This is a genomic window from Neomelitea salexigens DSM 19753 (genome assembly GCF_000422345.1).
Taxonomy (GTDB): Bacteria; Pseudomonadota; Gammaproteobacteria; order Pseudomonadales; family Spongiibacteraceae; genus Spongiibacter; species Spongiibacter marinus_A.
The window spans coordinates 192,569-205,501 of the sequence record NZ_AULP01000002.1 but is presented as its reverse complement, the minus strand read 5'-3'; the positions used below and the strand labels follow the sequence as shown (position 1 = coordinate 205,501).

Genomic DNA, 12,933 nt, shown 5'->3' with positions numbered 1-12,933 from the left:
GTATGTCTAGTAATCTCGCCGAATCCACCGCTGAAGTTGAAGTGCAAGCAAGGCCTAAGCCCGCTGAGTTGGCAAGCGATGAGCAGGATATTTCAATGCCCTTAGCTGCTAAAGCGCTAATGGACATGGCAAGGCGCAGAGGTTTGCACGCCTCCAAGCACGAAGCCGAGCAGGCCTGGGGGCAGGTCACGGCAAATACCAGCCGCGACCGCTTGATTGCCGCATGGAAGTCGCTATTCAAGGGGCATGCCGTCGCCAGCAGCACGGCTGGTTTATTGTCGCCCGGCCAGTTACCGGCGTGGCTGGTTACGGCGAATAGCATAGGTGTTGTGCTCAAGCTGGCGAGTAGTGAGTCGCCGATGGTGGTTAAATGGTTGGGCGCAGAACCCGTCAGTTTGCCGGCTAACCCAGAGGTATTGGTTCCCGTAGCGCCCCTTGCTGCAGAGGAGGATGAAAGCTTTATCGAAAGCGAGCCTCGCGGTAAGGCGACTGAGGCGATTCATGTTGCGATAAAGGCGCATGCGCCGCTGCTCGGTAAGGTCGCGTTGGTATCGGTGTTTATCAATCTTATTGCCGTCATGTCATCGCTGTTTGCAATGCAGGTATACGACCGAGTTGTTCCTAATTTTGCCTATGCCACGCTGTGGTTTTTGGCAATTGGTATGGGCGTGGCCTATGTGTTTGACGTTATTTTTAAGCTGGTGCGCCTAAAAATTATGGACGCGACCGGCAAGCGCCTGGACGAGGCACTGTCGCTCTACATATTTGAGCGCTTGCTGGGCCTAAAGTTAGATCGACGCCCGAGTCGTCAGGGCTCACTTGTCGCACAGGTCAGGGACTATGAATCGGTGAAGCAATTCTTTACCTCGTCCACGGTGTTCTCATTGGTTGACCTGCCTTTCGTTGGTTTGTTTGTGGCGGCGATTTATATGATAGCCGGCCCGGTTGCTCTGGTGCCGTTGGTATTTGTGTTGTTAAGCACGCTAATTGGTCTGGTGGCTTACAAGCCACTGGCGCGCATTCAACAAGAAAATAATGACGCAGTCGTGCGCCGCCAGGGAATGCTCTATGAGGCGGTATCCAGCGGTGAAGTAATAAAATCCCAGGGTGGAGAGGCAAAATTTAGTGACGCCTGGATTAACGCGACAAGGGAAACGTGCGACCGCGGTGAAGAGCTCAATTACGTGTCGTCCGTGGTGCAGATTGTCACGGCGTTCTTTCAACAGCTCTCTTACGTGGCCATTATTATTACCGGTGTCTATGTCATTGAGACTGGCGAACTCACTATGGGCGGTTTAATCGCCTGCTCAATTTTGGGCGGACGGGCGCTGGCAAGTATCTCTGGTATATCCGCCCTGCTGGTGCGTTGGCACCATGCCAAGTATTCCCTGCAAGTGCTGGATCAGGTGCTGTCCTGCCCGAGTGACCTGGATGCCAAGCGCGAAGCGAATACCCATGCTCTGCCGTTGGACCTCGAACTGGTTGATGTGAAGTATGCCTACACGGGGTCGCAGCTACCGCAGTTCAGTGCTGAAGCGCTACGCATTGATGCAGGCAGTAAAGTGGCCGTGTTGGGTCGCAATGGCTGCGGAAAATCGACGTTGTTGAAATTGTTTGCAGGTATTGCCACGCCAAATCAAGGTGAGATCCGTATCGCCGGTCTCGACTACGAGCATTGTCGGCAGAGTTGGTTGCGTGAAGTCATTGGATACCTTCCCCAAGAGCCGAAATTGATTTCCGGGACCTTGCTCGACAACCTCACCCTGGGGATGAGTATGCCCAGCGAAGATGAGATCGTCGCCGCACTTGAAAAAACAGGCCTTCTCGATGCTGTGCAGCGCCACCCGTTGGGCCTGCAGCTTCCAATCACTGAAGGCGGGGCTGGAATGTCGGGCGGACAGCGACAAGCTGTCGGGCTAACGCGGCTGGTACTTCAAAATCCCAAAGTCTGGTTGCTTGATGAGCCTGCGGCCAGCCTGGACTCGGTACTGGAGCAAAAAGTTATCGATATTATCCAGGGGTTGCCCCGTGACACCACGGTTATCTTTACAACTCACAAGCAATCCTGGGTGAGTTTAGCGGATCGCGGATTCATCATTCACAACGGCGAAATCGTCAAAGAAATGCTTGCGGATGCATCGGCACCCGCTGTGCAAAACCAAGCTCAAAAAGCTGGCAGCCAAAACGGCCCGGGTGTTGTAAATGTAGGGGGTGGACAATGATATCCGCAGAGGACTTATTCTCACGCTCTCGTCCCATCAATATTGGCGCGGCCGGCAGAATGCTATGGGTAATGGGGCTGACCGTTGTGGCCAGTGTCGCGTGGGCGAACTGGGCAGTACTGGATGAGCAGGTAAGGGCCAGTGGCGAGGTGATCGTTTCTAGTCGTTCGCAAATCGTCCAGGTAGTGGACGGTGGTGTTCTGCAAAGTTTGAATGTGAAAGAGGGTGAGCTGGTCAATGCTGGTGACGTTCTGGCGGAGCTGGACCGCACCCGTTTTGCCGCCAATGCCGCTGAGACCCGCTCCAAAGTGCTGGATCTAACGGCAAACGTGGAACGCTTACGCGCTGAGCTCAACGGCACGCCGCTGAAATTTAGTGATGCCGTAGCAAGGGAAAGCGACCTCGCCGAACGACAAAAGAACCTGCACACGCGACGCCTCCGTCAGCAGCGCGAAGAGCGAAACAGCGTCAAAAAATCACTGCGACTTGCACAGGAAGAGCTAAGCGCTTTGCAACAGTTGGCGCGCACGGGTGATGCCTCTCAGTCAGAAGTGTTATCGGCGCGACGCCAAGTGGTTGAGCTCACCGCTGAGCTTACTAACAGGCAAAATGAATATCGCCGCGACGCGCAAAAAGAACTGGCGAGCACCCAGGCGGAATTGGAACAAACCTTGCAAATCTACAAGCAGCGCCAAGAGGCGTTGGCGGCAACCATTATTCGTGCGCCGATGTCGGGCAGTATTAAAAATATCCGCATTACCACGATGGGAGCGGTGCTTAAAGCGGGCGATGAGCTATTACAAATTGTGCCCTCAGATGAACCCTTACTAATAGAAGCGCGAATTTATTCAAAAGACGTAGCCTTTGTCAGACCGGGGCTCAGAGCGAATGTGAAGTTAGATGCTTACGATTCAAGCATTTATGGCGCGCTGGAAGGTGAAGTGGTGTATGTGAGCCCTGACACGATTGATGAAGATCTGCGTCAAAATGAAGACCCTTACTACCGGGCGCAAGTAAAGATCACCCAGTTACCTGAAAGAAAGGGAATAGAACCAATAGAGGTGATACCAGGTATGACAGCAACGGCGGAGATTATTACCGGCCATAGAACGGTTGCGCAGTATATTCTTAAGCCCTTGCGCCGCGGCAGTGCTGAAGCGTTAACCGAGCGCTAAAAAAGTTTTATTATCTTGTAGCGTTTTTATGGCATTGTACTATGCTATAAAAACTCGAAAAATAAAGTGTGGTGTCGCTTTAAATATTAAATAAGATTGTTAATAGTGCATCATTAAAGTGCGCTGTAACAAACTGGAAAGCGAAAGGATTTAATTAAAGATAAAATCTTTCGAGCAGCTTTATAGGGTATTGACGTGTTGACAGCGCTGACGTACCTTTCAAACTCGAAAAAGTTTATGTCAAGTCGGTACTCGTACATACCGACGTTACGCAAGTCTGTTTCAAGGATTGAGTACAGCGCGTAACACGGCAGGCAGGATAGCTTGCTATTGACCAGGATACTGATTGCAAAATCAGTTGCTGTAGAGATTCCGGCGGATGTCGGATAGTACTCGTACCCAGGGAGATACAAATGAAAAAGCAAGGAACGCGTGAGCAAATTACAGTGGATGTGGATACGACTGCTGTCGACACATTGTCTGCCGAATTGGCGGCTGCTGTAGCCCCCCAAGCCGAACTAGAAACCGCACCTGTAGAAGGCCTCTTCGACGATGAGAAGAAGCTGGAAGAGGAAGTGGCGCTTAGCGAAGGCGCAATTCAAACTGAAGCCGTAGAAGTTGCTGCTGCCGACAATGGCGTTGCGGCAATGGTTCTGGCTGACACCAACGCGCAGTCATCTGGCGGCGCATCAACCGGTGGTTCGTCCGGCGGCTCAGTGCCGACTGGCGTGTGGATCGGTGCTGGTGTTCTCGGTGCGGCGGCCATTGTTGCAGCCTCAGACGACGATGACGACGACAACGGCGGTAGCAAATCGCCCAGCACACCTGCAAACCGTGCTCCAGAAGCGGCGGCCAGCCAGGCTGTAAGTGTTGACGAAGGTGACTCAACCGTTATCTCCATCAACGCAACCGACGCAGACGGCGATTCACTGACTTACTCGCCCACTCAGCCCGCAAACGGTCAATTAGCTGTAAACGGCAGCAACCAATTCACCTACACCCCCGATGCTGGCTTCAGCGGCACCGACAGCTTCGATGTGGTGATTTCAGACGGTAAAACCAGCATTACTCAAACGGTAAATATCACCGTTGACCCAGCGGGTAATGGCGGCACGCCAGGCGCGTATCAGCTGACCAGTGGCACTGATGTTGCTACTGCTGACGTTTTCGATGCCCCGATGGTATTCACTCCAGATGGCTCTGACCGTATTCTGTCTCTGCAAGATGAAGACGTGCTCACAGGTACTGCCGGTAAAACCGACAATACCTTGAACGTTACAATGGGGCACCAGAATGGCGATGAACAAACCTCGTGGGTTGTTACCCCTAAGCTGATCAATATCCAAAATATTAATATCGATTGGACTGGCAGCACCACAACTCTAGATCTGCGTAATGCGGACTCGACCGAAAAGGTTAATGTTGAGCGCGTTACACAAGATGCTGGTGCGGTTACGGTAGATAATATCAGTACTCCTGTGGCTGATCTACGTGTATCGAACACAGCCTCAGATGATGTCAACGTTTCTTTCGTCTATAAGCAAGGCGTGCTGACGGGTAACGATACACTTGATATCGAATTGGATGACGTGCTCGCTCAAATGGTTGGGCAATCTGGCCGCGGAACGGGTGCTGCCACAGAAGGCTTTGAAACGGTCAACCTTAACGCGGTAAACGGCGTCGACTTAGATGCCTTCTCAGTTAACGAAATGGAGTCACTAGTTATTACTGGTAGCGATAGCTTGAAAATCGTTAACCTCACTGAGATTCCGAGTCCAAGCGGCGTATTTGAAGCAAACCGGTTCAACACTGGCGCTATCAATAATCCTTCCGCTGTTGGGCTTTTGAGCCTTGATGCATCAGCCTTTACGGGTGATATGGAAATTGATATTAGCTCTGCGCTTGGTGGGCACGCTGACCCATCAAACTCGGGTGCGATGGTTCACACGAATATCCAAGGTGGTGCTGGAAACGACGTCTTTTGGACCTCGGAAACTGTGACTGACACATCGCCGACTAACCGTGATGTTTTAGATGGTGGCGCTGGTAATAACAGTTTGGTAACCACTGCAGGCGTAGAGAATGATGCGGCAATTAGCAATATTCAAAGCCTGGAACTGCGTCAGCAAAGCGGCGCACAGACGGTGGATTTCGATGCCTTTGATTCGTCCCTCACTAGTGTATTGATGAGAGGTGAACAGGCTGGGTCGGCCATGTTTAACCTGCGTGATCTGGGATCTACGCTGGCTCAAAATGGTGTTCAGCTGAATCACGGTATTACCGGTACCAGCAACCCTCTGGTTGATGTTCAGTTGAAGGATGCATCAACAGGTAGTGACACGTTTGCAATCACTATTGAAGATGATCGCAATAACCCGAATCCAGACGCCCGTGGTAATAACTTCTTCAACTTCCGCTTGGATGTAGATGGTGATAATGGTGATGGCAACACCATCAAAGATGATGGTCGTGTTGAAAATATCACTATTATCGATAATGACATCGAATCTAACACCGTCGATTTAATTAACTCTGCTGAGCATACTGGAACGCTAACGTTGAGTGGTGGTGAGGCTGGTGATGAATTTACCGTCTCTCAAACGCTGATTAGCAACGTGGTAGACGGCTCTGCTCAGGCAAGTGATCTGCGTTTGACCGTAGGTAACGCTAACCAAGATATTCGCTTGGGTAGCGGTGACGATATCCTGACGTTCGCAACGGTTGATGGCTTTAACTCTGCAGATAAAATTAGCGACCAAGGTGGTGTGGATACTGTTCGGGCAGCATTCAGCAAAGATGCGAATTTGGACCTTGTCGACATCGAGAACCTGCATATTGTTGCCTCTGAAAAAATTAGCTTGGGAATGGCCAATGCTGACGTAGACAACCTCGTCATCATGGGCTCAAACGCCACGGATAGGACTGGTAATAACAATATTACAGCCCAAAAAGCCGACAATGCAGCAGAACCGTTTGTGGTAACACCAGAAACTAAAGACGTTATCACCCTAACGGATACGACCTTGAGCGAGCTAAACTTCTCGGCCGATTTGGACGTTGATAATGACAACACTGCGGCTAATCGCTCCCAGGCTGAAGCGGCAGCTCGCCTTGCTAGTCCAACCTGGACAGGCATTGGCAGCACCGTTGCCGGTGATGCTGCATACAAGGGGTGGATTAACGATGAGTCAACCCAGGCAGTGTTCAACGGCGTAACCCTTGCGAACAACACGGGAGACACTCTAGCCGTTAACATTAATTCACAGCTTGATGATGTCATTTTTGGTGCGACCATGTACGAGCTAGGTCAGCTGACGGCACATGGCGTTAAAACCATGAATGTTACCGTAGCTGATGAAGACCGCACCGCAGGCGCGCCTAATGCACAAACGATCATCAACAACATCTATGGTAAAAACCTGTCTGCTCTGACGGTTTCAGCTCAAGGAAATGTTGATCTTAAGACCATCTCAGGTGGTGCTTTGAACAACACTCTTAAGAGCCTGGACGCTACTTCAGTGCAAGGTAACTTTACTGCAGATGCGATTGCGCTGGGCGATGGAGCCAATGTTACGTTGGGCCGCGGTAATGATGTGTTCAGTGCAGCAACTTCCGCTGGTAAGGGTATTAAAATCGACGGCGGCAACGGTAACAACGTTATCACTGGTTCGGCGCAAAATGACACCATTACGACTGGCTCTGGCTGGGACACTATCCAGGGTGGGCGCGGAGATAACGTTATCTTCTCCGGTGCAGGTAATGACCTGGTGCAAGGCCTGTTTGGTAACGATACCTACAGCGTAGGTACGGGTATTGATACTGTTCAAGATAACTTTGACTCAGGTAACGCCGCGACCACGGCAACCAATACCGTATCGCTCGATGGTGGTGGTATCACATCAGTTCAGATCGACGTTGATGGTCAGGGATTCGGTCTGGGGGATGTCGACCAAATGTTGGCTGTAGGCGCTGGCTCTACGCTAACGCTTAGCTGGACTGGCGATAGTCTAAATACCGACTCCGCCGTTCTCGATGGTCGCCGTGCATTTGTGAATGACCTTGATAAAGATGGCAATGCTGCCGCGCCAACTGCGAACTCTGATTTGTACATCCGGAACGATGGCAGTAATCAGACTGTGGACGGTGGTGACGGCAACGATGTTGCCATCATGGTTGGCGCATTAGGTACTCTCGACTTCCGGGGTGGTGCGGGTAATGATGCAGCCATTGGCGGAATGGGCGCGGATACCTTCAATGGTGGTGCTGGCGCTGACAAGTTTGCGATGCAAAACTCTAAAGTGGTAGACGGTGCTTCAGACACTGTAGTAATTGCAGATGGTGAATCAACGGCTGCTGCCATGGACCAGGTGTTTGGCTTTAATGCATTGGGTGCTGTAGGTGAGGATGTTCTCGATTTGGCCAGCACAATTGTCGCAACTAACGCGAATGTAGCTAATCCTGACACGAATGTTGGTGGAGCAGGTTCAGTCAATATTGTGAATGGAGTGGCGAATTTTAGCGATCTCAATGGCAATGCCAAGGATGTGGGAACTGGAGCGGGAGACATCAGTCTTCAGGATGCACTGGGCTACTTAGCGGCTAACCTAAATAACACTGGTAGCACTGTCGCCTTTACCTATGATGCCGATGGCAACAATATTCTGGATGAGAAAGACAGTGTCTTTGTTTTCCAGGATGGCGGGAACGACACTGTTGTAGAGCTGGTAGGAATGCCTGGTACGGCGGCCCTGGTTGGCTTGGAAAGCGGTGCTGACTCTGGTGCAGGCTGGATCGAAATCGCTTAATCGTACTTAAGTTTTCCGCGAAAGCGGAATTACTCTGAGTTGGTAACCCGGCGCAAGCCGGGTTTTTTTTGCCGCTATCCTTCGTTTTGGTGTTCCGCTATAAAATAAATTATTGATATATTAAGTATATTTTTATTGGCGTGTTTTTTGCTGAGGGAAAGTCTGGATAAGTTGTCTGGAGGGCTCAATGTGAAGCCAATTATGACGGAGCCCGTATCGGGCGTTATAGCCTCGAATAAGACGGTTAATGGCGGGGATGAAAGCTATTTCCATCAATTATTTGGGGCGTATGTAGAGCGCTTACGGAGCGGTGACGATGCCCAGTCGATTGGTAGTTTGTATCAAGCTGAAAAAACGTCACTCGAAAGCGAATTGGCGGGAAAGTTAAGCCGCATAGATTCAGAAGAAAATTTGAACTATATAGGAGCGGTTGAGAGAAAGCTTGCAGCCGAAAAGGAGATTTTTGTGCGAGAAAAAATATTGAATCTCGCGCACAGTCGTTCGCAAATGGATGTTAGTTATGAGAAAAATGATAGCTCAAATATTGAGAAGAATACCCCGACGGCTAGCGACTTAATTGCTCAAAAGCAGCGTGAGGAAATGTGTGCGTTATGGATAAGGCATGAACAGCGGAGTCAGGCCGTTGAGGCGCGTATAGCCGAACACCCAGAAAACCTTTTGCTTGCCGACCAGTTGCGCAGGAGTATGCAGGAGCAAGATTCTGAGGACAGGCAGCGAACGGCAGCCAGGGTCGCGAACTACCGCGATCAGTTATTCTCTTCCTCAAGTGACTAAGTGATGTACTCGGAAAGGTTATATGAATTCTGTTTGAGGCAATGCCTTAAAGCTGGTAAATTTGTTGCGTCAAAGTATTAGCGCTTTGCTATAAATTAATAAGCGGCAGTTTACTTGGAAGCGCGTTTAAATGTGCTGGAATGTGTCTCAATGGTTTTTTTAAATACGACTAATGAGGTGCTTGGAAGGTAACAATGGATTGTAAACAGTAAAAAAGGAATTTTAATCATGACGCAAGCTCAAACCATTACTATTGATGGAAAAGAATACGACTTGGAATCACTGAGTAGTGAAGCCAAAAATCAGCTTATGAATGTGCGAGTAGCCGATCAAAAGATCGCGACAACTCAACAGGATTTGGCAGTACTGCAAACAGCCCGCAATGCCTATGCTCGCGCATTGTCAGAAGCCCTGCCAAAAGTGAATCAATAATCGCTTGTGTAAGCCGAGTAAAAAAGCCGCTGTAGCGGCTTTTTTTTATGGCTCGTTGTTGGTGAGGCGCCAAGCCGCTTGCCTCTTGCCATTGCTTTGCCCCCACCCTACACTGACAAACTCTTGTCGGGGCGCCCGTCACGGCCAAATTGGCCAGGGCTGAGATCGCGTAGCGAGTCCCGTTGCACCTGATCTGGATAATGCCAGCGTAGGGAACAAGGTCGCCTCAGTCATATTCCGTCTCTACTGACGATCTGCTCCCTGTGTTTACAACACTGAGCGCCTACGTGCGCGGGGGGAATAATGAGTTCATCTGAATATCCGTTGCTGCGTGAAACTGCGCAAGTCGATGCCGCTGCCGTTGAGCCACTGCCGGGTTCGTCAAAGATTTATGTTGAAGGGAGTCGTTCTGACCTCCAGGTCCCGATGCGGGAAATCAAGTTGACGGCGACGCCTGTGCAAGACCCTGACGGTTCCACTCGCTTGGAGCCCAATGCGCCGGTGCGGGTTTATGATACCTCTGGTCCATACACTGATCCCGCGGCGAGCATTGATATTCGCAAGGGTTTAGCGCCAATTCGCGAGCAGTGGATTGTAGACCGCGACGACACCGAGCTGCTGAGTAGTGATAGCTCTGAATATACCCGTCAACGCGCCGCTGATTTGAGCCTTGAACAGCTGCGGTTTGACCTAAAGCGCCGCCCGCGTCGCGCGAAAGCGGGTCAGAACGTTAGCCAAATGCATTACGCTAAGCGCGGCATCATCACACCAGAGATGGAATACATCGCCATACGAGAAAATATGGCACTGGCGCAGGCGCGTGAGTCGGGAGAGCTGGCGGTGCAGCATCCGGGGCAATCCTTTGGGGCGAGCATTCCCAAAGAAATTACCCCGGAGTTTGTTCGCGACGAGGTTGCTCGCGGTCGCGCCATTATTCCGGCTAATATTAACCACCCTGAACTGGAGCCGATGATTATCGGCCGTAACTTCCTGGTAAAGGTGAATGGCAATATCGGCAATTCCGCACTGGGTTCGTCCATTGAGGAAGAGGTTGCCAAACTCACTTGGGGCATTCGCTGGGGGGCCGACACCATGATGGACTTGTCGACGGGCAAGAATATTCATGAGACCCGCGAGTGGATTGTGCGCAATTCGCCTGTGCCGGTGGGTACTGTGCCGATTTACCAGGCGCTGGAAAAAGTCGACGGCATCGCCGAGGACCTCTCTTGGGAGGTCTTCCGCGATACGCTGATCGAGCAGGCAGAGCAGGGCGTGGATTACTTTACGATCCACGCGGGCGTGCTGCTGCGTTATGTACCGCTAACGGCGAAGCGCGTAACCGGTATTGTGTCGCGCGGTGGTTCGATCATGGCGAAGTGGTGTTTGGCCCATCACAAAGAAAACTTCCTTTACACCCACTTTGACGACATCTGCGAAATCATGAAGGCCTACGATGTGTCGTTTTCGCTGGGTGATGGGCTTCGCCCCGGCTCGGTTGCCGACGCCAATGACGAGGCACAGTTTGGTGAACTGCGTACCTTGGGCGAGTTGACCAAAAAGGCGTGGAAGCACGATGTTCAGGTGATGATTGAAGGCCCCGGTCATGTGCCGATGCAGATGATCAAAGAGAATATGGACGAGCAGCTAAAGCATTGTGACGAGGCGCCGTTCTATACGCTGGGCCCGCTCACTACCGATATCGCGCCGGGCTACGATCACATTACCTCGGGCATTGGCGCTGCGCAGATCGGCTGGTATGGCTGCGCCATGCTGTGTTACGTCACTCCGAAAGAGCACTTGGGCTTGCCCAATAAGGACGATGTAAAAACCGGCATCATTACCTACAAAATCGCGGCGCATGCGGCCGACTTAGCGAAAGGGCATCCCGGCGCACAATTGCGTGATAACGCCTTGAGTAAAGCGCGCTTTGAATTCCGCTGGGAGGACCAATTCAACCTGGGGCTCGACCCGGACACCGCGAGGGAGTTTCACGATGAAACCCTGCCCAAGGAGTCTGCGAAAGTCGCTCACTTCTGCTCAATGTGTGGGCCAAAGTTCTGTTCGATGAAAATCACCCAAGATGTGCGTGATTACGCTGCAAAACTGGAGTCAGGCGATATCGAGCAGGAGATGGCGAAAAAATCTGCCGAGTTTAAAGAGCAGGGCAGTGAAATCTACCACAAGGTGTAGGCGCGCATGAGCGCAATGTCTATTGCCGTTGTTGGTGGCGGTTTGCTCGGGCGCTTGCTCGCTTGGAAATTGCTGCAGCGTGGGCACCGGCTCTGCATCTTTGAGCGCGGCAGTCGCGCTGCCGAGCAGAGCGCGGCGCGCATCGCCGCGTCGATGCTGGCGCCGTACACGGAAGTGGCGAGCGCCGAGCGTCAGGTTTTCGACTGGGGCTTGCGCGCTCTCGCGTGGTGGCCACAGCACATTGCTGAGCTGAGCGAAGCAACCGGCGTGAATATCACATGCCGCGTTGATGGCAGTGTGGTTGTTGCGCACGAACTGGATCAGTCCACCCTGGCGCACTTTCTCCAGCAGTTGCAGGCGGTAGTGCCCGATAATTTGGCCGATGTTGAGCAACTTACTGCGGCGCGCCTCGCGGAACTTGAGCCGGAGTTAGCGGGTCGTTATCGCAACGGTTTGTTTCTGCCCCACGAGGGCTACCTCGATAATAGCGCGCTACTTCGTGCTCTCGATCACGCCATCGCCAAACTGTCAGGCCAGTGGCACGAGCACGTCGACGTTACTGATATTGAGCCGGGGCGTCTGTATGCGCAGGGCCGCTGGCAAGATTTTGATTGCGTTGTCGATTGCCGCGGGATTGGTGCCAAGGGGCAGTTGGCGGGGCTGCGGGGCGTGCGCGGTGAGGTATTGTGGCTGCGTGCACCAGAGGTGAACTTACAGCGTCCAGTGCGCTTGATGCACCCGCGCTACAAGCTCTACATCGCGCCGCGGCCGGACAATCGCTATGTGATTGGTGCCACGGAGATCGAGAGCGAGTCGATGGCGCCGGTGACAGTGCGCAGCCATTTGGAGTTGCTGTCGGCGCTGTACAGCTTGCACAGTGGTTTTGCGGAAGCGGAGGTAGAGCATGCCTGGTCGCATTGCCGGCCGGCGATGCCAAACAATCTACCGGTGGTTATGGCTGAGCCGGGCCGTTTGGTAGTGAACGGCCTCTATCGCCACGGCTACCTGCTCAGTCCTCATGTCGTGGAGCAGGCATTGGAAAAGTTTGATCAAGGTATGTGTGAACGGGTCCAAGTGTCATGATCGCCGTCAGTGTGAACAATCAGCAGAAGCAGTGCGACAAGCAGAAGTCCCTGGCGGCGCTGCTTGCAGAGTGGGGCTTTGAAAGTGGCAAGGTTGCGGTTGCCGTAAACGGTGATTTTGTGCCGCGTTCACGCTATGGCGAGCACCGCCTGTGTGATGGCGATCAGCTAGACGTACTGGCACCCGTGCAAGGTGGCTAGCACTCGTTTGCTCGAAAATTGAGGAATAAAG

General features: G+C 52.2%; 8 protein-coding genes and 1 riboswitch. All 8 genes read left to right on the top strand.

Annotation, left to right across the window (positions count from 1 at the left end; translation table 11 throughout):
- The first annotated feature begins 2 nt into the window (after positions 1-2).
- A complete protein-coding gene (locus tag H573_RS16995) occupies positions 3-2,222 on the top strand; it encodes an ATP-binding cassette domain-containing protein (protein WP_051171005.1) in 2,220 nt (739 codons plus the stop codon).
- Positions 2,219-3,397 carry a beta-barrel domain-containing protein gene (locus tag H573_RS0104260; RefSeq protein ID WP_036255731.1) on the top strand — a complete coding sequence of 393 codons (1,179 nt, stop codon included), beginning with the start codon at positions 2,219-2,221 and terminating at the stop codon, positions 3,395-3,397. The genes H573_RS16995 and H573_RS0104260 overlap by 4 nt, the downstream gene beginning before the upstream one ends.
- A 413-nt stretch (positions 3,398-3,810) precedes the next feature.
- The gene (locus H573_RS0104255; protein ID WP_027873179.1) at positions 3,811-8,202 is read left to right on the top strand and encodes a beta strand repeat-containing protein; all 4,392 of its coding nucleotides are present in this window, start codon (positions 3,811-3,813) and stop codon (positions 8,200-8,202) included.
- A gap of 189 nt (positions 8,203-8,391) precedes the next feature.
- The gene (locus H573_RS0104250) at positions 8,392-8,997 is read left to right on the top strand and encodes a hypothetical protein (RefSeq protein WP_154653833.1); all 606 of its coding nucleotides are present in this window, start codon (positions 8,392-8,394) and stop codon (positions 8,995-8,997) included.
- 228 nt (positions 8,998-9,225) lie between these two features.
- Entirely contained in the window at positions 9,226-9,429 is a 204-nt protein-coding gene (locus H573_RS0104245; protein WP_027873177.1) for a DUF6447 family protein, read from the top strand.
- Between the two features lie 117 nt (positions 9,430-9,546).
- Positions 9,547-9,661: riboswitch (TPP riboswitch) on the top strand.
- Between the two features lie 71 nt (positions 9,662-9,732).
- Positions 9,733-11,619 (top strand): phosphomethylpyrimidine synthase ThiC, encoded by a 1,887-nt coding sequence (thiC, locus tag H573_RS0104240; protein ID WP_027873176.1) that lies wholly within the window; start codon positions 9,733-9,735, stop codon positions 11,617-11,619.
- Between the two features lie 6 nt (positions 11,620-11,625).
- A complete protein-coding gene (thiO, locus tag H573_RS0104235) occupies positions 11,626-12,702 on the top strand; it encodes a glycine oxidase ThiO (protein ID WP_027873175.1) in 1,077 nt (358 codons plus the stop codon).
- The gene (thiS, locus tag H573_RS0104230) at positions 12,699-12,902 is read left to right on the top strand and encodes a sulfur carrier protein ThiS (protein WP_027873174.1); all 204 of its coding nucleotides are present in this window, start codon (positions 12,699-12,701) and stop codon (positions 12,900-12,902) included. The genes thiO and thiS overlap by 4 nt, the downstream gene beginning before the upstream one ends.
- Positions 12,903-12,933 lie beyond the last annotated feature (31 nt).